At 68.2% G+C, this 25,565-nt stretch carries 22 protein-coding genes; 12 read left to right on the top strand and 10 right to left on the bottom strand.

Annotation, left to right across the window (positions count from 1 at the left end; genetic code table 11):
• Positions 1–15: 15 nt before the first annotated feature.
• On the bottom strand, positions 16–801 hold the full coding sequence (locus ACYVN4_RS03610; RefSeq protein ID WP_460717765.1) for a helix-turn-helix transcriptional regulator: 786 nt from the start codon (positions 799–801) through the stop codon (positions 16–18).
• 102 nt (positions 802–903) lie between these two features.
• On the opposite strand from ACYVN4_RS03610, the gene ACYVN4_RS03605 reads away from it, so the two are divergent.
• From ACYVN4_RS03605 to ACYVN4_RS03580, 6 genes are all read left to right on the top strand, one after another.
• Positions 904–1,740: an SDR family NAD(P)-dependent oxidoreductase gene (locus tag ACYVN4_RS03605; protein WP_460717764.1), complete on the top strand. Its 837-nt coding sequence runs from the start codon at positions 904–906 to the stop codon at positions 1,738–1,740.
• Between the two features lie 369 nt (positions 1,741–2,109).
• Positions 2,110–3,744, top strand: a complete 1,635-nt coding sequence (locus ACYVN4_RS03600; RefSeq protein ID WP_460718356.1) for an acyl-CoA synthetase — start codon at positions 2,110–2,112, stop codon at positions 3,742–3,744.
• Positions 3,745–3,934: 190 nt separating this feature from the next.
• Complete coding sequence (locus ACYVN4_RS03595; RefSeq protein WP_460717763.1) at positions 3,935–5,596, top strand: acyl-CoA synthetase; 1,662 nt, start codon at positions 3,935–3,937, stop codon at positions 5,594–5,596.
• Positions 5,597–5,695: 99 nt separating this feature from the next.
• Positions 5,696–6,289, top strand: a complete 594-nt coding sequence (locus tag ACYVN4_RS03590) for a hypothetical protein (protein ID WP_460717762.1) — start codon at positions 5,696–5,698, stop codon at positions 6,287–6,289.
• Between the two features lie 244 nt (positions 6,290–6,533).
• The gene (locus tag ACYVN4_RS03585) at positions 6,534–8,003 is read left to right on the top strand and encodes a PepSY-associated TM helix domain-containing protein (RefSeq protein ID WP_460717761.1); all 1,470 of its coding nucleotides are present in this window, start codon (positions 6,534–6,536) and stop codon (positions 8,001–8,003) included.
• Between the two features lie 157 nt (positions 8,004–8,160).
• Complete coding sequence (locus tag ACYVN4_RS03580) at positions 8,161–8,880, top strand: hypothetical protein (protein ID WP_460717760.1); 720 nt, start codon at positions 8,161–8,163, stop codon at positions 8,878–8,880.
• A gap of 47 nt (positions 8,881–8,927) precedes the next feature.
• Here ACYVN4_RS03580 and ACYVN4_RS03575 read toward each other — a convergent pair whose 3' ends face one another.
• Both ACYVN4_RS03575 and ACYVN4_RS03570 read right to left on the bottom strand, forming a co-directional pair.
• Positions 8,928–9,230: a hypothetical protein gene (locus ACYVN4_RS03575; protein ID WP_460717759.1), complete on the bottom strand. Its 303-nt coding sequence runs from the start codon at positions 9,228–9,230 to the stop codon at positions 8,928–8,930.
• Positions 9,227–9,892 carry a hemerythrin domain-containing protein gene (locus ACYVN4_RS03570; protein WP_460717758.1) on the bottom strand — a complete coding sequence of 222 codons (666 nt, stop codon included), beginning with the start codon at positions 9,890–9,892 and terminating at the stop codon, positions 9,227–9,229. The genes ACYVN4_RS03575 and ACYVN4_RS03570 overlap by 4 nt, the downstream gene beginning before the upstream one ends.
• A gap of 110 nt (positions 9,893–10,002) precedes the next feature.
• On the opposite strand from ACYVN4_RS03570, the gene ACYVN4_RS03565 reads away from it, so the two are divergent.
• Positions 10,003–10,608: a TetR/AcrR family transcriptional regulator gene (locus ACYVN4_RS03565; RefSeq protein WP_460717757.1), complete on the top strand. Its 606-nt coding sequence runs from the start codon at positions 10,003–10,005 to the stop codon at positions 10,606–10,608.
• Between the two features lie 40 nt (positions 10,609–10,648).
• On the opposite strand, the gene galK is transcribed toward ACYVN4_RS03565, so the two are convergent.
• The gene (gene galK / locus ACYVN4_RS03560) at positions 10,649–11,758 is read right to left on the bottom strand and encodes a galactokinase (RefSeq protein ID WP_460717756.1); all 1,110 of its coding nucleotides are present in this window, start codon (positions 11,756–11,758) and stop codon (positions 10,649–10,651) included.
• 313 nt (positions 11,759–12,071) lie between these two features.
• Between galK and ACYVN4_RS03555 the strand changes: the two genes are divergently transcribed.
• Positions 12,072–13,607: a diguanylate cyclase domain-containing protein gene (locus ACYVN4_RS03555; RefSeq protein WP_460717755.1), complete on the top strand. Its 1,536-nt coding sequence runs from the start codon at positions 12,072–12,074 to the stop codon at positions 13,605–13,607.
• Positions 13,608–13,725: 118 nt separating this feature from the next.
• On the opposite strand, the gene ACYVN4_RS03550 is transcribed toward ACYVN4_RS03555, so the two are convergent.
• Entirely contained in the window at positions 13,726–14,508 is a 783-nt protein-coding gene (locus ACYVN4_RS03550) for a DUF6319 family protein (protein WP_460717754.1), read from the bottom strand.
• Between the two features lie 239 nt (positions 14,509–14,747).
• On the bottom strand, positions 14,748–15,155 hold the full coding sequence (locus ACYVN4_RS03545; RefSeq protein ID WP_460717753.1) for a hypothetical protein: 408 nt from the start codon (positions 15,153–15,155) through the stop codon (positions 14,748–14,750).
• Positions 15,156–15,337: 182 nt separating this feature from the next.
• Between ACYVN4_RS03545 and ACYVN4_RS03540 the strand changes: the two genes are divergently transcribed.
• Positions 15,338–17,299, top strand: coding sequence for a molybdopterin-containing oxidoreductase family protein (locus tag ACYVN4_RS03540; RefSeq protein WP_460717752.1), 1,962 nt, complete (start codon positions 15,338–15,340; stop codon positions 17,297–17,299).
• Positions 17,300–17,303: 4 nt separating this feature from the next.
• On the opposite strand, the gene ACYVN4_RS03535 is transcribed toward ACYVN4_RS03540, so the two are convergent.
• The 3 genes from ACYVN4_RS03535 to ACYVN4_RS03525 form a co-directional block, all read right to left on the bottom strand.
• Entirely contained in the window at positions 17,304–18,191 is an 888-nt protein-coding gene (locus ACYVN4_RS03535) for an SGNH/GDSL hydrolase family protein (protein ID WP_460717751.1), read from the bottom strand.
• Positions 18,192–18,313: 122 nt separating this feature from the next.
• Complete coding sequence (locus ACYVN4_RS03530) at positions 18,314–20,788, bottom strand: MFS transporter (protein WP_460717750.1); 2,475 nt, start codon at positions 20,786–20,788, stop codon at positions 18,314–18,316.
• A gap of 120 nt (positions 20,789–20,908) precedes the next feature.
• The gene (locus ACYVN4_RS03525) at positions 20,909–21,568 is read right to left on the bottom strand and encodes a phosphate signaling complex PhoU family protein (RefSeq protein ID WP_460717749.1); all 660 of its coding nucleotides are present in this window, start codon (positions 21,566–21,568) and stop codon (positions 20,909–20,911) included.
• 174 nt (positions 21,569–21,742) lie between these two features.
• On the opposite strand from ACYVN4_RS03525, the gene ACYVN4_RS03520 reads away from it, so the two are divergent.
• Complete coding sequence (locus tag ACYVN4_RS03520; RefSeq protein ID WP_460717748.1) at positions 21,743–22,933, top strand: AI-2E family transporter; 1,191 nt, start codon at positions 21,743–21,745, stop codon at positions 22,931–22,933.
• Here the strand turns inward: ACYVN4_RS03520 and ACYVN4_RS03515 are convergent.
• Positions 22,930–23,805, bottom strand: coding sequence for a DMT family transporter (locus tag ACYVN4_RS03515; protein WP_460717747.1), 876 nt, complete (start codon positions 23,803–23,805; stop codon positions 22,930–22,932). The two genes, ACYVN4_RS03520 and ACYVN4_RS03515, sit on opposite strands and share 4 nt — an antisense overlap.
• A 136-nt stretch (positions 23,806–23,941) precedes the next feature.
• Here ACYVN4_RS03515 and ACYVN4_RS03510 point away from each other — a divergent pair, with 136 nt between their 5' ends.
• Positions 23,942–24,820 (top strand): esterase/lipase family protein, encoded by an 879-nt coding sequence (locus ACYVN4_RS03510; protein WP_460717746.1) that lies wholly within the window; start codon positions 23,942–23,944, stop codon positions 24,818–24,820.
• A 71-nt stretch (positions 24,821–24,891) separates the two neighbouring features.
• Positions 24,892–25,515, top strand: a complete 624-nt coding sequence (locus ACYVN4_RS03505; RefSeq protein ID WP_460717745.1) for a TetR/AcrR family transcriptional regulator — start codon at positions 24,892–24,894, stop codon at positions 25,513–25,515.
• Positions 25,516–25,565: the final 50 nt, after the last annotated feature.

Here is a 25,565-nt window from a genome sequence, read left to right as displayed (position 1 = left end):
TGCGGCGGACGCGGCTCAGGCGGCAGCGAAACGGACGGCGAGCTGGGTGCGACTGGTGCAGGAGGTTTCGGCCAGTACCCGGCTGAGGTGCTTCTTCACGGTGTCGACGCCGATGAACAGCCGCTCGGCGATCTGCCGGTTGGTGAGGCCGCGGGCGGCGAGGTCGGCGACCTCCCATTCGCGTGGTGTCAGGTGCCAATCGGCGGTGGCGGCCCGGCGTTCCCGGTCTCGCGCGAGCTGGTCGGTCACCAGCGGGGCCAGGTGGCGGCGCAGGGCGTGCAGGACGGCCAAGTCGCGCTCGGGGACCCGCAGCGCGTCGGCGACGGCCATACCGACGTAGAGGACGCCGGTGGGTCCGCCGTCCACCAGCATCGCGGCCTTGTCGTTGATTCCGTTGGGGCGCAGGAAATCCGTGAGGAAGCGGGTGCCGCCGGGGACCTCGCTGAGCCGGATGACGCCGCGGCTGCGCATCAATTCGCCGGCCGGTTCACCGCGCAGCGGATCCACGTCGATCCAGTGGGCGCTGTAGTCGGCGAGGAATTCGGGGGTGTAGCCGCCCTGGATGCCGCAGCCGTCCTGGACGGCCGCGGCGAGCGTATCCCCGTGCAGCACGGCGACTCCGGTGAATCCGAACCAGCTGCGCAGCGCCAACAGCAGGCGCTCCCGGAATTCGGTGAGATCCGCTGCGCGGTCCACGGATTCGAGCACGCCGATCACGCGCCGATGGTCTTCGACGCTCAGCGGCTCGCCGTCGGGCAGCGGCCGCGGCCGTCGGTTCGGGTCGGTGAGGGCTCCGGTCACCCTCCTATATTCCACCTTTGGGCCATGCCGGGTCACGCCGCGACGAGGCAAGCTTCATGACGGGACCTCGGACCTGCCGGGGCACAGCGAGAAGGATCGAGCATGAGTGCAGTGGACACCCGCCGTTGGCTGATCACCGGGGCCAACAGCGGTTTCGGGGCGGCCTTCACCAAGGCCGTGCTGGCCGCGGGCGACGAGGTGGTGGCCGCGGTGCGACGGCCGGAGAGCATGGCGGATGTGGTTGCGGCGCACCCGGATCGGGTGACCGTGGTGGCGCTGGATGTGCGGGACGCGGCGGCGGCCGAGCGGGCGGTGAAGGAGGCCGGACGGATCGACGTGCTGGTCAACAATGCCGGGTACGGGATCCTCGGCGCGATCGAGGAGATCAGTGAGACCGATCTGCGCGACGCCATGGAGGTCATGTTCTTCGGGCCGCTGCGACTGACACAGCTGGTGCTGCCGCAGATGCGGGAACGGCGCGGCGGCACCATCGTGCAGCTGACCAGTATGGGCGGGTTCATGTCGTTCGCGGGTGTCGGCGCGTACAGCGCGGCCAAGGGTGCGCTGGAGTTGGCCAGCGAAGCGCTTGCGGCGGAGGTGAATCCGCTGGGCATCCAGGTGCTGATCGTCGAACCCGGTGAGTTCCGTACCGGTTTCGCGAACCCTGCCGCGCTCACCGTCGGTTCGGCCATCCCGGATTACGCGGAGACGGTCGGGGCCATCCGAGAGGGGCTGCCCGCCTCCGACCAGCAGCAGACGGGTGATCCGGACAAGGCTGCGGCGGCGGTGCTGGCCGTCGTCGGTCAGCCGAACGCACCGCTGCGCCTGGCGCTGGGCGCGGATGCCGTCGGGGGCATCCGGGGCAAGCTGGCCACCGTCGCCGCCGAGCTGGATGCCACTGCTCACCTGGGCCTGACCACCGGGTTCGACGCGAACTGAGCTCGCCCGGAAATGCGAACAGCCCGCCGAACCCCCTCGGCGGGCTGTTCCTACGAGTACTGCCTACAGCGCGTTGAGCGCGGCGCTTCCGCTGCTCATGGCGGTGACCAGGTTGGCGAGTACGGCGAGCAGTTCCATGGGGTTACCTCATCAGGTTGGGGGTTGGAACCCGCAGCCTGTGCGATCGGGATGTCCTGCGGGCGTCGGTGAGGTTAACAGGGGCTGGGAATCTCTCGAATCAGTACCGATGTCCTATGTGACCGATTTTCTGTAACAGGGGTCACACCACGCTGTTACGGTGGCGCTACCCGGCCGTGGGGCCGGACGGCTCGGTACTCGGAGGTGGTCGGCGTGGCCTCGGTCGTGGAGATGGCGCAGCAGCGAGTGGCGCACACCGCGGAGGCGGTACGGGGATTGCGGCGGCTGCGGGAGCTCGGGCTGACCGATCCACGCAAACCGGTGGAGACGGTGCGAACCGCCTTGGAGGGCCGCGTCTTCGGACCACCCGCGACCGCGGTGCGACGGGCCGCGCGCAAGTGGCCGGACCGGCCCGCGGTGGCCGACGAGCACGGGGAACTCACCTATCGGGAACTCGACGAGCAGTCCGATGCGCTCGCGCGCGGGCTGCAGCGGCTCGGGGTGAAGCCGGGCACGGTGGTCGGTGTGCTGTCACGCGATCATCGCGGGCTGCTGCTCACCATGGCCGCGCTCGGCAAGCTCGGCGCCCGATTGGCGCTGATGAACACGGGTTTCGCGAAGCCACAGTTCGCGCAGGTGTGTGAGCGGGAGAACGTGCGGGCGGTGCTGCACGACAGCGAGTTCATCGGACTGCTCGACGCGCTGCCGCCGGAGTTGCCGCGGGTGCTGACCTGGGTCGACGAGGGCACCGAGATCCCTTCGGGGGTAACGACTCTGGACGCACTGATCGCCGCGAACGCCAAAACCCCACTGCCCGCGCCCAAGAAGGCGGGCGGGTTCATCATTCTGACCAGCGGTACCACCGGACTGCCCAAGGGCGCGCCGCGCGATCACACCAGTCCGCTGGCGACCGTGCAGATGGTGGATCGCATCGACTTCCCGCAGGGCGGGACCATGGTCATCGTTTCGCCGATCTTCCACTCCACCGGGTTCGGAACCTGGCTCGCCGGTGTGGCTTTCGGCAACAAGGTGGTGACCGCGCGCCGCTTCGACGCGGAGCGGACGCTGCGCCTGATCGCCGAGCACCGCGCCGACATGCTGGTGGCGGTGCCGACCATGCTGCATCGCATGGTGGAGCTGGACAAGACGATTCGCGATAAGTACGACACCTCGTCTCTGAAGGCGATCGTGATCGCGGGCTCGGCGCTGTCACCGGAACTCTCGGTGCGCACCGCCGAGGTGTTCGGGCCGGTCCTCTACAACCTGTACGGCTCCACCGAATGCGCGGTCGCCACGGTGGCCCGCCCGGAGGATCTCGCCATCGCCCCCGGCACCGCGGGCCGCGCCCCCACCACCTGCGAGGTCGCCCTCTTCGATGACGACGGCCGGCGCATCCGTGCCAAGAACGTGAAGGGCCGCATCTTCATTCGCTCCGGGTCGCCGTTCAAGGGCTACACCGACGGCCGCAACAAGCAGATCATCGACGGCTACATGTCCAGCGGCGACGTCGGGCACTTCGACGAGCGCGGCCTGCTGTTCGTCGACGGCCGCGACGACGACATGATCGTCTCCGGCGGCGAGAACGTCTTCCCACAAGAGGTCGAGAACCTCCTCCTGGAACGCCCCGACATCTTCGACGCCGCGGTAGTGGGCGTCGACGACATCGAATTCGGCAAACGCCTCCGCGCCTTCATCGTCCCCGAACCCGGTGCCGAACTCGTCCCCGACGAAATCAAGGCCTACGTCAAAGCCAACCTCGCCCGCTACAAGGTTCCCCGCGACGTCTTCTTCCTCGAAGACCTCCCCCGCAACGCGACGGGCAAACTCCTGCGCCGAGTCCTGGTCGAGTACGAACCGTCCGCGTGACGGCTCACGACACGGCCGTCCCGTTGCGAGCCCCGCCACGAGCTGGGGCATCTATTCGTTACCGCTGGTAACGGAGACCTCGGCCACACCGCTGCGGCCTGCGCTTGCTAGGGTTAGCACCGCACTGGATCTCGATGTTGCGGTCCGTCGGGCCGCCTCGTCCGGCCCTCGACCGCGGAAGGTTGTACCCATGTCACTTGCCCTTCCATCGGCTGGCTCGGTTCTACGCAAGGCGGGCGATGCCGCGCTCAGCGTCAACGCCATGGTTCGAGGGGGACTGTTCAATCCGCTGCGACCGGACATCGCGGCGCGATCGGCGATCAGCATGCTCAAGTTCGGGCCCTTCGCGGGTGCGGTGGTGCACGGCGCGAACACGCACGCCAAGAGCGCGGCCATTGTGGACGAGGGCGGGGAGCTGACCTTCGAGCAGCTCGACCAGATGTCGAACGCCTTCGCGCGCGGGCTGGCCGCGCAAGGCCTGGCCCCCGGCGACGTGATCGGCGTGCTGTGCCGCGACCACCGCGGCATGGTGCTGGCCCTGGCCGCCGCGGGCAAGCTGGGTGTGCGCGCGGTGCTGATGAACACCGGCTTCGCCAAGCCGCAGTTCACCGATGTGGCCGCCCGCGAGAAGGTCAAGGCGGTGCTGCACGACAGCGAGTTCTTCGACCTGATGTCGGCCATTCCGGCCGACATCCCGCGCATCCTGACCTGGGTGGACGCGAAAGACAATGCGGATCCGTCGATTCCGACGATCGAGTCGGTCTCGGCCGGGCAGTCGACCGCCGCGGTCAACCCGCCGGAGAAGCCGGGCGGCATGGTCATCCTGACCTCCGGCACCACCGGCACCCCCAAGGGCGCCCCGCGCGACAAGGTCTCCCCCTTCATCACCGCGCAGTTCCTGGACCGGATTCCGTTGCCGCGCAACGGCACCGTGGTGATGGCCGCCCCGATCTTCCACGCCACCGGCCTGTCGCAGTTCACGCTGGCGCTGGCGCTGGGCAACCGGGTCGTGTTCCAGCAGCGCCGTTTCGATCCCGAAACCACGCTGGCCAATATCCAGAACTTCCGCGCGCAGGGCCTGACCGTGGTGCCGACCATGCTGCAGCGCATCCTGGATCTGCCGGAGGAGACCCTCGCCAAGTACAGCCCGAAGGAGACCCTGCGGGTCATCTTCGCGGCCGGTTCGGCGATCCCGCCGGACGTGGTCACCCGGACCCTGGACTACTTCGGCGAGACCCTCTACAACGTGTACGGCTCCACCGAGTGCGCGGTCATGACCGTGGCCACCCCGCCGGAGCTGCGCAAGGCCCCGACCACCGCGGGCAAGCCGCCGGTCGGCATCCGCATCGCGCTGTTCGACGAGAACCGCAAGCGCATCACCGCGCCGAACGTGACCGGCACGATCTTCATCGAGAACGGGCACTCGTTCAAGCAGTACACCGACGGCCGCACCAAGGAGTACGTGGAGGGCTTGATGTCCTCGGGAGACGTCGGTCACTTCGACACCGACGGCCTGCTGTTCATCGACGGCCGCGACGACGACATGATCATCTCCGGCGGCGAGAACGTCTTCCCGCAGGAGGTCGAGAACCTGCTGTCCAACCGCCACGACATCCTGGAGGCGGCGGTCGTCGGCGTCGAGGACCGCGACTTCGGAAAGCGGCTGCGCGCCATCGTGGTTCCGGGCCCGGAATCCAAGCGCGACGTGCAGGAGATCAAGGACTACGTGAAGGAGAACCTGGCGCGCTACAAGGTGCCGCGCGAGGTGATCTTCCTCGACGAGCTGCCGCGCAACGCCACCGGCAAGCTGCTGCGCAAGCCGCTGATCGAGATGGAAGTCACGGAGAACTAGCCACCGGCATCGGGTGCGCGCACCAAAGGTGTTCGCGCCCCGCCGGTTAACCGCGGGGCACGAATTCTTCTTCGAAACAGGCGTGGCTATTATCAGCGCGTGAACATCGGAGTCGGCCGCTTTACGGCGCAAAAACGCAGCGATGCTGCGGTATTGCGCGGTGGGGCGGCCGGTTCGCTGTCGGGGGCGCTCGCGGTCGCCGCGCACGGCTGGATCTCGGGGGCCGAGCCCTTGGCGTCCGGGCCGCTGATGCTGCTGATCGCCGCCTCGGCCGCGGTGGGCGCGGCGGTGGCGGGCGTGAAGTCGCTGCGCACCACCACGCTCGGACTGGTGACGGCCTTGCTCGCCGGGCAGCTGCTGGGCCACTTCAGCATGATGTGGGGCTCGCCGGGCCACCGCATGAGCATGCCGGGCGACAGCATGCGGATGCACCACGCCTCCATGTGGAGTCCGGCCATGCTGGCCGCGCACCTCACGGCCGCCTGCGTCGCGGCCGTAGTCATTCTCGGCGCCGAGGCCGCCTACCGGATCGGCACCACGGTGCTGGCCTGGGCGCTGCCGGTGCCCATTTCGCTGCCCGCGCAGGTGGGGCCGCCGCGGCTGCCCATCGAGCATCGGGATCGGGTCGTGCTGCGGGTCTTCGCGGCCGACGCCTGTCATACCCGCGGGCCACCCGCGTTCGTTCGAGGCTGAACTCTTTTCCTTTACCCGGGCACACGGACCTGACGTCCGTGTGACTTCGCCGTACGCACCCGACCGTCGAGGTGGTGCCATGCGCGTCCCGGCGTATCCATGACCGCGGTGCACGAGCGATGGCAGTCGCCCGTGCGCACATGAGGGGGTCATGGCTCGTCGTGACAGTCGCCGCCCCGATGCGTCCATTCCCTGTATCCGCGTCCCCCGGGTGTTCCTCGAACACGAAAGTCCGCTGGTGACAATGACCGACAGCGGTGTCGATTCGGCACCGCCGCCCTCCCCTGCCCCGACGACGGAAACGCCGACGTCCCCCGCCAACCAGAAACGCAGCGCGGGCAATGCCTTTCAGGCGCTCATGCTGCGACTGCACTTCTACGCGGGCGTCTTCGTGGCCCCGTTCATCCTGATCGCCTGCGTCACCGGTGCGCTGTACGCGATCTCCCCGACGCTGGAGAACATCACCTCCAGCGCACTGCTGCGCACCGATTCGACCGGACCGGCCAAGCCGTTGAAGGAGCAGATCGCGGCGGCGGTGTCGGTCGAGTCGAAGCTGCCGCTGGTCGCGGTGGCCCCCGGCCAGAATGCCGGTGAGACCACCCGGGTGCTGTTCAGCGATCCGTCGCTGGGTGATTCCGAGCGGCGCGCGGTGTTCGTCGATCCGGTGACCGCGCGGCCGGTGGGCGACAGCGTCGTCTACGGCAGTTCGGGCGCGCTGCCGATGCGCACCTGGATCGACAAGCTGCACATCAACCTGCATCTCGGCGATGTCGGCCGCTACTACAGCGAGATCGCGGCCTCCTGGCTGTGGCTGATCGCGCTGGCCGGACTGGTGCTGTGGTATCGGCGGGTGCGGGCGCGCCGCGAGAAGCGGTCCGCCGCTTGGCTGCTGCGCCCGGATCGCTCCCGGCCCCGGGCCCGCACGCTGAATTGGCATGCGGTGGTGGGTGTCTGGATCCTGCCGGTGCTCCTGCTGCTGTCGGTCACCGGCATGACCTGGTCGAAGTACGCGGGTGACAATGTCACCGAACTGCGGCAGGCCCTGAGCTGGACCACGCCCGCGGTGAGCACCACGCTGCCCGGCTCGACCGGTCCGGCCATGCCCGCCGGTGGTGAGCACGACCATCACGGCGGTGGTGCGGCCGCGGCCATGCCAGCGGCCGACAAGGCGGCGCTGACCGACACCGTCTACGGCGTCGCCCGGGCGAACGGCCTGACCGGGCCGCTGGAGATCAGCATTCCGGCCAAGGACGGCACCGCCTTCGTGGCGCAGGAAGTCCGCCGCCCCGGGCAGTACACGCGCGATGCCATCGCGGTGGACGGCACCACCGGCAATGTCACCGACAAGCTGCCGTACTCGCAGTGGCCGCTGATGGCCAAGCTCACCAACTGGGGCATCCAGTTCCACATGGGCCTGATGTTCGGGCTGGTCAATCAGCTGTTGCTGCTGGCCGTCATGGTGGGCCTCGGCACGGTGATCGTGCGCGGTTACCTCATGTGGTGGCGTCGCCGCCCGACCAAGGACGCCACGTTCGCCGCGGGCCGGGCGCCGCGCCGCGCACTGGCGCACACTCCGCTGATCGTGCTCGTGCCGTTGGCAGCCGCCGCGCTGGTGATCGGCTGGTTCGCGCCCATGATCGGCATTCCCCTGCTGGGCTTCCTGGTGATCGACGTGCTGGTGGGTGTGGGAGCCCGCCTGCGCGCTCGCGCCTAGCCCTTCCCGGGCGAACACCGCCCTTCTCGAAAACAGCTGAGCGACACGGCCTCCGGGCCGTGCCGCCGGGCTGTCACATCTTGTCGCGGTCGGCAGTCGAGTAACTGACCGTGTCCATCGTGCGGACCCTGACCCGCACCGACGAAAGCCAAACCTGATGAAGCTCAACAAGTTCGCCGTGTCCGCCGCCCTCGTGACCACCGCGCTCGGGGTCACCGCCGGAACCGTGAACGCCGCGCCCGCACCGTCCGACCCGGGCGTGCACTACACCGCCACCGCCGGTGAGAGGGACCTGGTGATCCGCACGGATGCCGGGGCACTGGTGGTGGACAACGGCGTGTTCAAGATCAAGGCCGCGGACGGGACCACCTTGGCGGGCACCGAATTGTCGGTGCGGGTCGACGATTTCGTCTTCCCCGTCACCGCCGACATCCACGATCGCGTCGCCACGCTCACGCCGCGCATCGACACCGCGCACGCGGTCTACCAGCCGGTCGCGCTGCCGTTCGAGAACAGCGCGCCGTTCAAGGGCGACTACGACCGTGAGGTCGCGGCCTGGAACCGGATGAGCAGCACCATCAGCATGGGCGCGACCATCGGTACGCTCGCCGGTGGCCTCGGCGGCGCGGCGCTGGGCTGCCTGCTGGGCGGGATCTCCGCCGCGGGGCTGGTCACCCTGGGTTCGGCCGGAATCCTTGCCGCCCTGTTCGTTCCGCTGCTGGGCGCGGCCGGGACCGGCTGCCTGATCGGCGCGGCGGCGGTCGGCTTCGTCGGCACGATCGCGGGCCAGCTCTTCGTCACCGCCCCGGTCGCCATCGCCGCGGCGGTCCAGTACTTCACGACGATCAGCCAGCCGTCGATCAACCCCGCGAGGTAGATCCAGCGCAGTAGTCGAACAGCCCGCCGGAGCCATCCCACCCCCCGTCATTTCGGCGGGATGGCTCCGGTGGGAATCGGTAGCCGGTCGAGGATTCTGACCGTTACCGAGTCGGGAATGACTCCGCCGGAGGCGATTTCGCGTTCCACGCCGGGGCGGCTGCGCCAGGCGGCGGCCCGGTCCGGGGAGTCGAATTCGACGATGACCAGCAGGCGTTGGGGGTCGGCCGGGTCGGTCAGGACCATGACCAGTTCCCCACCGGCCTCGCGGCGACGTTCCGCGCCACCGGAGAAGGCGGTCTGCCAGCGGGTCACGTCCTCGACCCGCTGGTCCACGACGAGATAGGTCATGACGCTGTCCTTTCCGTCAATGACGGGTCGAGATCGCGGCGCAGGACCCGGGTTTCGCGGGCGTGGGCCGGAGCGCCGAGGAAGCGGTAGAGCAACCGGACCGGGCCCGGGATATCGGCGAAGAAGTTGGCGCGCTCGGTGGCATCGGCTTCCTCGAGAATGTGGCAGAGGAAGACCAGCGACCGACGCTTGGGGAGGGCGACCATGCCGCGCTCACCGAGCTCGGCCCACTGGGGTTCGGTGAGGGTTTTCGCCACCAACGGCAGCACCGCGGTCTCCTCCTCGTGGAGGTGTTCACTCAGCACCAGGTGCAGGCGGGCCGCGGCGACGCTGACCGTTTCACCCGAGCCCGGATCGGACTCCCAGCCGGTGAGCGCCGCATCCAGCGCGTCCATGGCCGCGGAGATGTCGCCGTGCTGGGATTCCATGACATCGATGAGGGCGGCGTCCACGCCCGCGGAACGCAGCCGCGGCCAGACCAATTCGTCCTCGGAGTGGTGATGGTGGTGCAGCGCGGTGAGCATCTCGCGGCCGTGCCGCACCACCCGGCGGATCTGTTCGGCATCGGATACCGGTGTCACCGCGGCGATTTCGCCGATCAGCCGGAATTCGCGGGTGAAGGCGCGGTGCACCACGACCATGGCGTGGGTGTCGCAACTCATGAATAGGGCCCCCGTTCGATAAATGCACAGCTGTGCATTTAGTGCATGTGGATATAGTGAATCCCGGTGAGAACAGTGTCAAGACCGGAATCGAGGAAGGGTCGCAGCGCGTGAACGAAACCCCGTCGGTCGGCGGTCCGGGCCGGGTCGCCCAGCGGCGGCGCACCCGCAAGGCCATCGTCGATGCCGCCATGACATTGCTGGCGCAGGGCGTCGCGCATCCCTCGATCAACGAGATCGCGGAGGCCGCGGAGGTCGCCCGCCGCACCGTCTATTTGCATTTCCCCACCCTCGATCAGCTACTGCTGGACGCCACGGTGGGACTGATCAGCGCGGACGCCGATGCCGCGATCGAGCAGGCCGACAGCGACGACCCGCGCGAGCGTATCGGCATTCTGGTGACGGCGCTGACCGCCGACATTCGCCGATCCCTGCCGATGGGAAGGCGATTGGTGAAGCTGACCGTCGACGCGCCGCCGCCGGAGGAAGGTCAGCCGCGGCGTGGCTTCCGGCGCATTCGCTGGATCGAATGGGCGCTGGAACCGCTACGGGATCGGCTGTCCCCCAGTGCCTTCGAGGCTCTGGTGTCGCAGGTTGCACTGGTCGTCGGCTGGGAGGCGTTCATCGTGCTCACCGATGTGCGCGGGCTGGAGCCGGAGGCCGCACGGGAGCTGTGCACCCGGGCGGCCGTCGCGCTGATCGATGCGGCGGTGTAGGACAGGCGCTTTCGGCCTTGGAGGCGAGGCTGTTTCGGCCTCAGAGGCGATGTGCGCCAGCGGCGGGCGTGACGGTGAAGTCGCGGGGTGCGTCGAACCCCTTGGCCGCGAACGCCTCCCGGACCGCGGTTCGCACCCCATCCACGCCATCACGGTCGACCAGGGCGATGACGCTGCCTCCGAAACCGCCGCCGGTCATGCGGGCGCCGTAGGCACCGGCCGCCAGCGCGGCCTCGACGGCGAGATCCAACGGCAGGGCCGACACCTCGAAATCGTCACGCAGCGAGGCGTGTCCGGCCGTCAGGATCGGGCCGATGCCGCGCGGGTCGACACCGGCGCGCAATTGTTCGGCAATTTGCAGCACCCGGGCGTTTTCGGTGATCACGTGGCGGGCGCGTCGCCGCAGCACCGGATCGGCGAGGCGCTCGGCGGCGTCGGCATCGGTGCGGTCGCGCAGGGACGCGACGCCCAGTTCGGCTGCCGCGGCGGCGCATTCGGCGCGGCGTCGCGCGTACTCGCCGTCGCGCAGGTCGTGCGGGCTCCCGGTGTCGAGCACCAGCAGTGACAGACCACCCGATGCCAGATCGAAGGGGATCTGCTCGGCGGCGCCCGTGCGGGTGTCGAGGAACAGCACGTGCCCGGCGGTGCACAGCATGGCGGCGGACTGGTCGAGGATGCCGGTGGGGACGCCCACGTAGACGTTCTCGGCGGTGCGCGCGATATCGATGATCTCGGCGTCGGTGACGGTGGGCGCGAACAGATCCCGCAGCGCGATCGCGACCGCGCACGACAGCGCCGCCGAGGAGGACAGGCCCGCGCCGACGGGCACGGTGGCGTCGAGCGCGAGATCCACCCCGGGGACCCCGTGGCCGCGACGTTCGAATTCCCGGATCACGCCCAGCGGATAGTGTGTCCAGCCCGGCAGTTCGGACCAGCCGCCGGTGGCCAGCGCGGCGATCGTGGTGTCGATCTCGTCGCGCGGGACCTGGCGGGATCGCAGGCGCACCAGGCCATCCGGGCGCGCGACCGCGGTGCAGGTCATGCCGAGCGGCAGGGCCAGGGGCAGCACGTAGCCCTCGTTGTAATCGGTGTGCTCGCCGATGAGATTCACCCGGCCGGGAGCCCACCAGCGTCCGGCGTTCGTTGCCATCTGCCCATCCTCGTCCAGCGGTCGACTCCTGTTCACGGTGGTATTCGCGAGTTCACGCAAGGCATTCGGGCCGAACGGTTCGATTCGCGGGGAGCATAGCGAGTCACGCGGAAAGCGGTCCTGCGGGTTCGCCGAACTCCGCTCCGGAGCGGGGGCTTTCGTGTCATGATCGGTTCGGTTGCCCAATTAGTGGCAGCGCCTTTCTCGACCGGGCACTCTGCCACCGCTCCGCGGGGACCTATGCTCGTACCGCAACATACTCGGTCGATGATCGGCGGTGTCTTTTCGAGTACTGCTCGGATAAGGGGGGCTGGTGGGAACAGACGCACAACCGGCCGAGCAGTCTGCTATTGACACGCCCCGGTGGCGCAACAGAATCTGCTGGCGCACCGTCCTGTTCGGCTGCGGCGTCCTGATTCTCGGTCTGCCCCTGGTGGACAATTCCCGAGCCGTCGCCCTGGGCACCCTGTGCGCCTCGGTTGCCCTGAGCCTCACCATGATCGGCATGGGCGTCCGCAAGTACCGCCCCCGGCATCCGCTGCCCTGGTATCTACTGTCCGCGGCCGCTGTGCAATTCGCCATCGGCACCGCGCTGCGGCACGTCTCCGAATCCCAGCGGCACCCCTTCGACGACCTGTTCACCCTCAGCGGCTACTGCTGTGTCGGGGTGGCCGCGGTGCTGTGGTTGCGCCCGCGCCAGAACAGCACCGATCACGATCTGCTGCTGGACTCCGGGCTGATCGGCCTGGGCGCGCTGCTGCTTTCGTGGACCTTCCTGATCTCGCCGGTGCTGCACATGGCCCACCATGTCCACCTGAGCACCATCACCTGTGTCGCGGATCCGATCGTGGACGCCATGTTGCTCACCGTGATCGTGCATTCGGTGATCACCTCGGCCCGCTCGGAGACCTCGCTGCGGCTGGTGCATCTGGCGATGCTGGTCATCCTGGCCGGGGATTTGGCCTACAACCTGGAATCGGCCGGTTCGGCGGTATTCGGCCGCCAGATCCAGCTGCTGCCACTGCAACTGGGCTTCACGCTGATCGGCGCGGCCGCGCTGCATCCGAGCATGGTGGTGCTCGGCGGGCCACGGGAGATCCATCCGCACCGGTCCCGGCAGCGGGCGTCGATGATCGCCATCGTCATGATCGTGGCCTCGCTGGTGCCGGTGGTCGGCTCGAATCTCGACACCCTGGACCGCGTCGTGGTGTCCTCGCTGTTCGCGCTCCTACTAGGTGGCGTGCTGCTACGCAGCGAACGCGCCATCGAACGCAGCGCCCGCAGCGAGCGGCGCGCGCAGTATCAGGCAGACCACGACATGCTCACCGGACTGCTGAACCGCGCCGCCCTGCTGCGGGCGTTGCATCGTAATCGGGACCGTTGGGCCGGACAACCTTTGGCGCTGCTGTTCATCGACCTGGACGGGTTCAAACGGGTCAACGACAACTACGGGCACGCGGTGGGCGACGAGCTGATCGCCAATGCGGCGGCGCGCATCCGCCGGATCATTCGCCGCGACGACGCGGCGGCCCGGTACGGCGGTGACGAATTCGTGGTGCTGGCGCCGCTGGCGCAGCAGCAGGCCCGCCAGCTGGCCGAGCGACTCTTGGCGACGCTCGGGGAACCGTTCGAGTTGAGTGCGGCCGAGGTGCGCATCGCGGCCAGTATCGGCATCGCCTGCACGCGGCCCCGGGAGACCGAGACCACGGTGTACGAGCTACTGCGCGAGGCGGATTCGGCCATGTATCACGCCAAGGAATACTCGCTCGGCTACATCTTCCACGAGGATCTGCGGCGGGGGCGGCCGGAATCGGGCCCGCTCACCTGGCAGCGGGAATCCGCGGTGTGAGACCAACCCCGTCATCCCGGCATGTTCTTGGCCGGGATCCACAGCAGCGGTGGTGGATTCCGGCCAAAAGCACGCCGGAATGACGGGGGGCGCTCGAAACGGAGTGGGTTACTCTCGCTCAGGCCAGGTCTTCGAGTAGCCGACGGGCCGACTCGAGTTCGGCCTGCAGCTGCTGGACCTTGGCCTCCTGCGCGACGCGCACGGCCTCGTGGATGGACTCCACGACCTCGGCGAATTCGGGGTGCAGCAGCTTGGCGGCTTGGCCGACAGCGGAACTGGCGACCGGCAGGCCCTTGATGGTGCGCTTCTTGCCGTTCACCACATCGAGGGTCCACTCGCCGTCGGCGGTGCCGGAGAGGGTGACCGTCACCTCGGTGGGCTTGGGCTTCTTGGCGGCACTGGCGGCGGCCGCGTTGCGGGCCGGGCGCGAGGCGGCGGGCTTGGCCGCCTTGCCGTCGGCCGCCGATTCCACAGCGGGCTGCGAAGTTTCGGGCTTGGCCGCGGGGGCCTCGGTAGCGGCCGGGGTGGTCGGAGCGGCCGGCGTCGTCACGGATGCGGGCATCGTCACGGTGGATTCCTTCCTGATCGGTTTCGCGGCCGATGACGCACTGGCCGGTTTGGGCTGCGGGGCCGGTTTGGGCTGCACTTGGCGGCCGGGTTTGGTGAGGGTCACCTCGGTGGGACCGAAGGACAGCACGTCCTTCGAGCCGGTCGGCTTCACCTGCAGGAAATCTCCTTCGGACGGATCGCCGAGGGACATCACCTTGCCGGATCGACCTTCCGGAACGCCGACCGCCGCCGCGGTGAACCACACCATCGGCGGCTTGCCCGCGTCGATTTCCGCGGCGATCTGCCGAATCTCGGTATCCGACAAGGGTTGTGGCTTGGTACGGGTCGACATGGGGCACTCCGGGCGGACTGGGCGGACAGCTGCGTGCCAAGAGCATGCACCATGGCACCGACAAATCCACATCTGACGAATGCTGACCGTCGCCGCCCCGCAGGTCAGTGAACGTTTAGCTATTCCGATTGGTGCGGCCCACCGAGCATGGCCGGCGCTGAGATCCTAAGCGTCCGCCCCTGTCCGCGCGCAACTTTCGCCGTCGGCCGAACCCGCGATGCCCGATTCGGGAGCATCGCTCAGAGCTGCTCCACCCCGCGCAGCACACACCGGACGGTCTGTGGACGCGTCACCGGATCCAGCCGGGTCTCGGTGGTGAAGTCCTGGTTGGCGCCCGGCGCGACCAGCACTTCGGTGCGGGTGCGTTCCAGATCCGCGGACTCCGGCGTCATGAAACTGATCACCACCAGATACCGGTGCTCGACGACATCCCGATTGCTCACCACCGCGGTCGCCTCCCAGCCCGCCGCGGTGCCCGCGCACCCGGTGACGAAGGCGCTGCGCTGCATCTCACCGGTTTCGGCGTCGGCCTCGGCATGGGATCGATTGGCGTGGGCCGCATCGGTGACGTTCCCGTGCGCACAGCCGGTCAGCAGCGCCACGCATCCCGTGGCGACACCGACGAGCCCTCGGCCGGGGGTGATCATGAAGCTCCCATTCCACCGCGCACTTCCGCCCCCGCAACCCTGTTGCGGCTGATTGTCCGCCGGCCGAGACTACCGCAGTGCATCAGCGTGTCGTCACATGACGACGTAGGCGTGTCGCGATAGAAAAGGGCCCCTACGCTCGACTTTCGCGCCCGACCGGCCGCTTGCCTACGATCGAATGGGTGAAGGTCTTGGGAGCATGCCCACTCGATTGCCCGGACGGTTGTTCCTGGGTGGTGGACGTGCAGGACGGCAAGGCGGTCGGCCTGCGCGGCAACAAGGACCATCCGGTCACCCGGGGCGCATTGTGCGTGAAGGTGAACCGGTATCTCGAGCAGGTGCACTCCCCCGAGCGCATCACCCATCCGCTGCGCCGCGTCGGCCGCAAGGGCGAGGGCCGTTTCGAGCGGATCAGCTGGGACGAGGCGCTCGACGAGATCGCTTCCCGGCTGACCGGCATCGTCGACGAATTCGACGGCGAGGCGATCTGGCCGTTCCACGGCACCGGCAGCCTGGGGTACCTGCAAGGGCTGGAAGGCTTTTCCGGGCGGCGCTTCTTCAACACGCTGGGTGCGTCGCTGCACGATCCGACCATCTGCTCGATCGCGGGCAGCACCGGGCTGAACTACACCCTCGGCACCGCGGGCGGCATGGATCCCGAGGACCTGGCGCATTCGAAGCTGATCCTGCTGTGGGGCACCAATCCGATGAGCTCCGGGCATCACGTCTGGAAGTTCATCCAGGACAGCGGCGCGTACACGGTGGCCATCGATCCGGTGCGCACCCGCACCGCCGAGCGCTGCGACGAACATCTCGCGCCGCTGCCGGGCACCGATGCAGCGCTGGCGCTGGGACTCATGCATGTCATCGTGTCACTGGGCGCGCACGACGGTGACTATTTGGCCGCGCATACCGAGGGCTGGGACGAATTCCGCTCCCGCATCGAGGAGTACACGCCGGAACGAACCGCGGCGATCACCGGGTTGCCGGTGGCCGACATCGTGGCGCTGGGTGAGCGCATCGCCCGGACTCGGCCGACCGCCATCCGTGCCTCACAGGGCATTCAGCGGCATGCGGGCGGCGGTATGGCGTTGCGTACGTTGGCGTGCCTGCCGGGCGTGACCGGGGACTGGGCGATTCCCGGTGGCGGGCTGCACTATTCGACCAGCGGGCACTTCCAGCTCGACGTCCCGGCGCTGGTGCGCTTCGATCTGCTGCCGAATCCGGTACGGACACTGTCGATGACGCGGATGGGCGAAGCGCTGCTGGACACCGATGCGCCGCCGGTCAAGGCGTTGTTCGTGATCGCCGCCAATCCCGTCGGCTCGAATCCGGATCAGCGCAAGGTGATCGAGGGCCTGGCCCGCGAGGATCTGTTCACCGTTGTGCTGGAGCACTTTCCGACCGACACCGTCGATTACGCGGATATCGTGCTGCCGGCGACCATGCAGCCCGAGCATCTCGACGTGATCGCCGCGTACGGCAATCTCTACCTGGTCTGGAACGAACCGGCGGTGGCACCGCCGGGCGAATGCCTGCCCACCACCGAGACTTTCCGTCGCCTCGCGCAGCGCATGGGCATGACCGAACCGGCGCTGTTCGACTCCGATGAGGAGCTGGCGAATCAGCTGCTGAAGCAGTACGACATCGACCGGTTGCGCGCCGACGGCTTTCTCAAGATCGATCCGCAGCCGGTGCCGAAGGACAAGCTGCGGTTCGTCTCCCCGCGCGCGGCGGCGGCCGGGCACGATCCGCTGGCCGGGTACACCCCGCCCGCGGATTCCGGTGACGGCCTGGTGCTCATCTCGGCCGCCTCGCACTTCTTCCTCAACACCACCTTCGGTTCGAATCCCGAATTGCGGCGGCGGGCAGGCGAACCCCGCGTCACCCTCCACCCGGACGACGCGGCCGCGCGCGGCATCGCCGACGGCGACGCGGTGACGGTCGGCAATGCGCGCGGCTCGTTCGAGGCGATCGCGGAGGTGTCGGATGCGGTGCGGCCCGGGGTGGCGGCGACGCCGAAGGGCCGGTGGGCCAAGCACACCGGCGGCGCGACGGTGAACGCGACCGTGGCCGAACGGGATTCGGACTTCGGCGGCGGCGCGGTGTTCCACGACAACCGGGTGGAGATCACCCGGCGCTAGCCGTTCAGGAGCCGAGGGTTTCGAGTACCTTGCGGGCCTGGTAGTTCGCGCCGAGCTGGTTGGGGTGGAACGGGACCGCGAGTCCCACCGGACTGCCCGAGAACGGCAGCAGGCCCTCCACCCAGCGGGTGCCGACGGGCTTGCAGGCGTCGTGGCCCGCGCTGCCGTCGTAGGTGTCGACGAACTCGACGCCGGTGCCATCGGCGACCCGAGCGACCATCTGGTGCAGTTCGAACAGCTTCTGGCCCAACCAGATCGCGTCGGGGTCGGAGATAGGGATCTCCGGCCAGCAGCCGCCTTCGAGGCCGATGCCCTCGAAGTAGTCCAGCAGCAGGATGCGGGCGTGCGGTGCGCGCTCGCGGATTCCGGCGATGGTGGCGGTGACCCGGTTCTCGGCCACGGCGATCTGCTGCGACATGCGGTCCACGCCGCCGACGACCATCTCGTCGAGACAGGGGGTGGCGGCCGGATCGAGGGTGACGCAGTCGGTGACCGCGGCGGCCAATCCGGCGTCGTTGCCGCCGATTTCGAGGGTGACCAGGTCGGTGTTCTCGGTCAGGCTGTCGAACTGGGGTGCGTTGTCGCCCAGTCCGGTGTGCTGCGGCTGGGTCATGTTCGCGGTGACGGCGCCGCCGCAGGTGGCGTCGCGGAAGGTGGGCACGTTGAGCGCGGCGGCGACCTGTTTGGCGTAGTTGTGGGCGCTCTGCACGCAGGGCAGCGGCGTGAAGGCGGTGGTCAGCTGGCTCAGGGTGGCGTCCGCCGCCCACGAATCACCGAGGGCCACATATTCGTTCACGGCGCCGGTATCCGAGGACGCCGGGGCGGCCTGGGCGGCTGCGGCGGGTAGGACGGCGGCGAGGGCGGCGGTCAGCAGTACGCGCGAGGTCTTCATCTGTGTTCTTCCCCTTGAACCAGCCCAATACCGAATGCTGGACTGTTTTCACGCGGAAACCTAACAGCTGCCCGCCGCCTCCGCTCCCCGAAACCGAAAACAGACTTGGACGGCGGACCACTTCATACCCGGTCGACCGATTCCACCCGTTCGTAGCCGAGCAGCACGTCGTGGGCGACCTCGCCTTCGGACACGGTGACCCGGCTGAACGCCGCCGGATACCCGCGCGCCATCACGGTGTAGCGCCCCTCGGCCAGATCCGGCACCACATAGCGACCGTCGCCGTCGGTGCGGGTGACCGCGATCAGATCGCCCGCTTCGTCCAGCACGGTGATCTGCGCGTCGGGGATGACGTCGCCGCGCTCGTTGCACGCCGATCCGGCCAGCACCGCGCGCGGGGCGAGTTCGAGGTCGTGGCGCAGCATTCCGCTGTCGGGCACGGTCAGCGTGACGGCGGTCGGGCGCATGTGGTCGGCGACCGCGACCAGGGTGTAGGTGCCCGCCAGCACGCCGCGGCAGATGAAGTCGCCGTCCGCGGTGGTGACGGCCGAGCCGACCACATCGCCGAAGGTGTCGGTCAGGGTGACGGTCGCATCGCGCAGCGGCGCACCGCGTCCCACCGCCCGCACGGTCCCCGACACCTCGCCGGAGCCGAGCAGCGCCACATCGAGTTGCTGCGGGCGGCTGCCGACGGTGAGGGTGACCGCGGCGGGCTGGTAGCCGTAGGCCGACACGATCAGTACATAGCTGCCCGCACGCGGCACGCCGATCAGGTACCCGCCGTCGTTTTCGCCGAGCGCCCGCGAAACCTGGCGTCCGCGTTGATCGATGAGGGTGAGCACGGTGTCGGGCACCGATTGGCCGTCCTCGCGGTGCACGCAGCCCGACACCGACAGCCCGGTCGGCTCGACGATGTGGAACTCCGGTTCCGGCTCCGGCTCGGGTTCGGGCTCGATCGCCTCCTCGGCGACCGGCGTCGGAACATCCTGCAGCGGAATCTCTTTCATGAACGCCAGCACCAGCGCCGCCAGCACGGCCACCGCGGCGGCGGTGAAGAAGACCCCGCCCATGGCATGGGTGAAACCGGTCAGGATGGGGACGCGCAGCTGGTCCGGCAGCGCCGCGATCTCACCGGTATTGCTCTGGATCTTGCCCAGTTGCGAGGCGTCGAAGCCCGGCGGCAGCTGCCCGCCGAAGGCCGCGATGATCTTGTGCGGCAACAGGTTGAACAGGATGGTCAGGAAGACCGCGACCCCGAGGGTGCCGCCCATCTGCCGGAAGAAGGTGGCCGCCGCGGTGGAGACGCCCATATCGCTGCGCGGACCGGCGTTCTGGGCCGCGATGATGAGCGTCTGCATGCAGCCGCCGAGCCCGAAACCGATGATGCCGCAGAACAACAGCGGCTGCCACAGCGGACTGTCGTAGTGCACGAGCGCGAACAGCACCGACCCGGCGGCGATCACCAGCGACCCGAGCACCGGCAGCGCTTTGTAGCGGCCGGTGAATTTGGTGATGAGCCCGGACAATTGGGAGCCGATCATGATGCCCAGCACCAGCGGCAGCATGAAAAGCCCCGAGCGCGTGGGCGAATACCCGCGCACCACCTGGAAGTACAGCGGCACCAGCACGATCGCGCCGAACATGGCGACACCTACGATGAAGCCGCCGAGGATCGTGATGCTGAAGGTGGGATTTCGGAACAGCCGCAGGGGAATCAGCGCGGCGTCCTTCATCAGGAATTCCACCAGCAGGAACGCCACCAGCCCGGCCGCGGCGATGCCGTAGCAGAGCAACGCGCGATGGGAATGCCAGCCCCACTCGCGACCCTGCTGGGCGATGACCAGCAGCGGAATCGTCGCCGCCGCAAGGGATATCGCGCCCAGCCAGTCGGTGCGCTGGCGGCGCCGCTGCTGCGGCAGGTCGAGCACCTTGCCGACCACCAGCAGTGCCAGCACGCCGATGGGCACGTTCACCAGGAACACCCAGCGCCAGCCCGAGAGTCGGAGTATGTGGTCGGCATTGGAGAAGAAGCCGCCCAGCACCGGCCCGAGCACGGTGGCGATGCCGAAGACCATCATGAAATAGCCCTGGTACCGGACTCTTTCGCGGGGCGGCACGATATCGCCGATGATGGTGAAGGCCAGCGACATCAGCCCACCCGCGCCCACGCCCTGCAGCGCGCGGAAACCCGCCAGCTGGTACATGGAGGTGGCGAAGGTGCAGCACACCGAGCCGACCACGAAGACGCCGATGGCGATGAGATAGAGGGGTTTTCGGCCGTAGATGTCGGCGAGCTTGCCGTAGAGCGGCGTGCTGATGGTGGCTGTGATGAGATACGCCGTGGTGGCCCACGCCTGTTTGTCGAAGCCGTGCAGACTGTTGGCGATGCGCACGATCGCGACGCTGACGATGTTCTGGTCCAGCGCCGCCAGGAACACGCCCAGCAGCAGGCCGGACAAAATGGTCATGATCTGGCGGTGCGAGAGCGTTCTTTCGGCGAAATTCTCGGCCGTGACGACGGCATTCTTGTCGGAGACAGAGGCTGGCGCGACCCGAACCGGCGCTGCCACCTTCGTCTGGGTAGAGCTATAGGTCATGTTTGGGGCCCTTGTCGGATTTCGGCTGTCCGTATGTGCGGTGCTACTCGAAAAGACCTCGCCATGAAGCAATTCGGGCAGCTTACTCCCGCGGATAGGGCCCCTCACAACAAGGGGTGGTTACGCCTCCGTTTGTGCGTAGAGCGGAATGCCCGTGTGGAAGAACCGAATGAGTCGCCCGATGCGGACACAGTGGTCGGCCCCGCGCTCGAAGTGATAGGCCAGCAGCGCGATATCGATGGCCATCGCCGAGCCGTGTTCCCAGCTGTCGTCGGCGGCCAACTCCACCAACTGCGCGCGGAGCCGCTCCACGTTCTCGTCGCGCGGCACCAGCACCCGGTCGCGCGGCGGGTTCTGTGCCGCAATGACTCTCACCGCACTGTCGATGAGATGGGTGACCGCGCCGGAGAATTCCGCCAGCAGAGCGATCACGTGCGGCGGGGCGGCCGGGTTCGGGTACCGGCGCACCACCACGTCGGCCACCCGGCTCAGCGCGCGGCTGACCGCGAGCAGGTCGTCGGCGATCTGCATGGCGGTCACGACATGGCGCAGGTCGCGGGCGACCGGGGCCTCCAGGGCCAGCAGGATGACCGATCGGTCCTCACATTTGGCGTGCTCGATCTCCACCTTCTCCTCGAGCGCGAACACCTCGTAGGCGGCCGTCAGGTCGCTGCCCATGAGCGCGGCCGCGGCCCGCTCGGATGCCTCGTACGTCAGTCTCGCCATATGCGCGAGCTCATCGGTCAGCGCCATCAGTTCGCTGGAGAATTTCGTGCGCACTCGCATATCTTGGCCGCCCACCGACATACCTGCACACTATCGCGGCAAAACCTTTCTCTGCGAATGACTCTCGGTTCTTTTCGTTCATTAAGAACAGACCGACCGGATTTGTACATTTCATACACGCCGGTGCGTCGCGCCGGGAAACCCGCGACCGTGCACGAGACTGGCCCCGTGGCCGCCGACAACCCTGCCGCCGAGCAGAACACCGAGGCGACGGACAACCCCAGCAGCAGCGATGCACCGGACCGGGCTCACATGCCGGCCTGGCTACCCCGTGCCATGGTGCTCGCGCTGGCGTTGGTCGGACTGTTCGAACTGGCCAATTGGGCTGCCCACCAGCTCATCGGCATCGCTGTCATGATGACTGTCGCCTTTTTCGTCTCGCTGGCCATGGAACCGGCGGTGGACGGGATGGCCGCGCGCGGCATCAATCGCGGACTGGCCACCGCGGTCGTTTTCATCGTCGTCTTCGCCTGCACCGCAGGCTTCCTCGCCACGCTCGGCGTCCTCATGGTCGAAACGGTCGCCAATGTGGTCAGCGAACTGCCGCGGCTGATCGACGAACTGGTCGCCTGGATCAACTCCACCTTCCACCAGAAATTCACCTTGGATCAGCTCCGGGATCGGCTGTTCAAGGACTCCGACATCATCAGCTCGTACGCGGCACGCGCCGCCAACAATGTGTGGGGGCTGTCGAGCACGGTGCTCGGCGGGCTGGCCAAGTTCGTGACCATCGCACTGTTCAGCGTCTATATGACCGCCGACGGGCCCAAGCTGCGGCGGGCGCTGTGTTCGCTGCTGCCGCCCACGAAACAGGGTGCGGTACTGCACGCTTGGGATCTGGCCATCGACAAGACCGGCGGGTACCTGTACTCGCGGGCGCTACTGGCGGTCATCTCGGCCGTCGCGCACTGGGCCTTCCTGGCGGTGCTCGGGCTGCCGAACGCACTGGCGCTGGGGATCTGGTTCGGCGTGGTGGCGTCGTTCGTGCCGACCATCGGGACGTATATCGCGGGGACCCTGCCGATTCTGGTGGCCTTGACGATTCGGCCGATCGACGCGGTGTGGATCGTCATCTTCGTGGTGGTCTACCAGTGGATCCAGGACTACGTGCTGCAGCCGCGCATCACGGCCAAGACTGTGGACGTGAATCCGGCTGTCGCACTGCTGTCGGTGATCGTGGGTGGCGCGCTGCTGGGGGCGGTGGGGGCGCTGCTGGCCATTCCGGCCACCGCCACGCTGCAGGCGTTCCTGGGTGAGTACGTCAAACGCTACGACGTCACCGACGATCCGCGCATCGAGCGGCGCGAGCGAACCCGCAAGCAGCGCAAGGCGAATCAGAGCCAGGCCAACCAGGACTAGGCGGGGGCGGGTTCCTTCGCCTCGGACTTCGTACGCGCGGTGCCCACGATCGAGCCGATGATCACCAGCGGGAAGCCGATCGCCATGCCCGCGGTCAGCGGCTCGTTCAGCAGCGAGACGCCGATCAGCAGGGCCACCGCCGGATTGATGTAGGTGATGACGGTGGCGCGCGACGGGCCGACCTCGCCGATGAGGGCGAAGAAGACCACGAAGGCCAGCGCGGTGCAGATCAGGCCGAGGCCGACCACCGACCAGGTCGGTGCGGCGGTGTAGTGAGAAGGCATGCGCCACAGCGCGAACGGCAGGTAGATGGCGGCGGCGAAGATCAGCGAACCGGTCACCACGCCGATCGGCGGCAGTTCCTTCAGCTTGCGGTCGATGATGATCGGGCCCAGCGCGTAGCCGATGACGCTGACACCGATGGCCGCCATCGCGCCCAGATTCGAGACGTCGATGTCCAGGCCGACCAGGGCGGTGACACCGGCGAAGCCGATGACCAGACCGAGAATGCGGCGCATGTCCAAGCGCTCGTGGCCCATGCGAGTGGTGAGGACGATCGCGATCAGCGGCACCGCGGCGATGAGCAGGCCGACCGTCGAACTGGTCAGCTTGGTTTCGGCGTGGCCGATGAGCAGCCACGGGCCGGTGATCTCCACCAGCGTGTAGACCAGCAGCCAGCGCCACTGCCGCAGCGCGGGAGCGAGCACCTTCATGTACAGCGCGATCGGCAGCAAGACCAGTGCGCCGAGCAGGGTGCGCCCGAAGGCCACGAACACCGGATCGAATTCCCGGACCGCGACCCGGATCATGGCGTACGGGACACCCCAGATCACACCCATGCCCAGGAACAACAGCCAGCCACGCTTGCTCACACCCCGCTCCTTCCAATCAACCGGAGCGTATGCCACGCCGCCGACACGCTGAATCGGTCGTCCAAACGTCGTCGGCGTCCGAACTATTTCGGTGACGAATGCGATACCGGCGGGCAGACAGTGGCGAAGATGGCGTGTGCAGGCGGGGACGGCGGTGGTGGCGGCGCTACTCCTACTGGGTGCGGCACCCGCGGCGGCGATGCCGGAGATCACGCCGGGGGCCGATCAGCCCAGTTCCGGGACGCTCGAGCCCGCGCTGGACTGCACGCCCGAGCCGGAGCAGCCGAATCCCGTGGTGATTCTCGGGGGTTTCGGGGCGGTCGGGGATATTCGCGCGACGCTGGACAAGCAGATGGCGGGGATCACGGGTGGGATTCGGGGCATCGGGGGCTGCCCGTTCATCTTCGGGTACGGGATCGTCGGGCCGATGCAGGCGGCCGCGCCGGTGGTCGAGTCCGCGGGACAGCTGCGGGATTTCGTGGCGAAGGTGCGGGCGGTGACCGGTGCCGAGAAGGTCGACATCGTCGCGCACTCCTCGGGGGCGCTGATCGCGAACTACTACCTGAAGTTCCTGCACGGCGGCTCGTCGGTGGATCGCGCGGTGTATCTCGCGCCGGTGACCAAGGGGACGACGGCCGCCACGCTGATCGGCGGGCTGGATCTGCCCGGGTCGCCCGAGGGGCTGGCCGGCGTGTTGAACGATGCTACGAATCCGTTGCGTGACACCGTCTTTCGCGGAGTGCGGGGTGCGCTCGACTGCCTGGCGGGGTCGACGGTGACGACTGCTCTGCTCGCGGACGGGGTCACCGTGCCAGGGGTGTCGTACTCGGTGCTGGCCACGCACGGGGATCAGGTGCTGACGCCGCCGGGGGTGGCTTCGTTCATCGAGGAGCCGGGGGTGGTCAACGACTGGTTCGAGGATCTGTATCCCCGTGCGGGAGTGGCCAGTCATGCCGCGTTGCCGATGCAGCCCGATGCGGCGGAGTGGGTGGTCGAGCAGCTGCTGTCCGAATAGGTGCCGCCTCGGCAGAAAATTGCCCAGCGGGAAACATTGCCCGCTGGGCATGTTTCGCGCATACTGGGTTCATGCCCGAAGAACAGCAGCTCGGACTCCGCGAACGCAAGAAGGCCGACACCCGAAAGGCTTTGAGCGACGCGGCCCTCCAGCTGATGTTCGAACTCGGGTTGGAGAACGTGACGCGCGAGGACATCGCCGCGCGCGCCGGGGTCTCCATCCGCACCTTCAACAACTACTTCACCGGTAAGTACGACGCACTCGCCTACCGGCAGCTCGACCGCGTCCGGCGGGGTGTCGAGATCTTGGCTACCTACCCGGCGGATGCGCCACTGTGGCAAGCGATTACGGCCGCACTCGTCGAGCCGCTCGAATTCGAACACGTGGGCGCGCCGAACGCGGGTATCCCGACCCGCGCGCAACTCGACGAGTCGAAGAAACTGCTCGCCGCGCCCGAGATGCGGTCCATGCTGTCGCGCGGCGTGGAGGACGACCTGATCGCCGCCATCGCCGCCCGCACCGGCACCGATCCGGAACGCTCCATGTATCCGCGCCTGGTGGTGGGCATGATGCTCACCGCACAGCACGCCGCACTCGAAGCCTATGTGCGCGCGGACCCGCCCGTCCCCGTCACCGACCTGCTCCGGCAGGCGCTGGCGGCCCTCGAAGCGGGCCTGCCCGAACCACCGGCGTAGCAACGCCGCTGCGCCGGTAATCCCGAAATACCCTCGCTGACAAGAGGTTT

The sequence above is a fragment of the Nocardia heshunensis genome (genome assembly GCF_054782115.1).
Note: the sequence above shows the minus strand (reverse complement) of the source record. Positions and strands in the feature narration are given on the sequence as shown.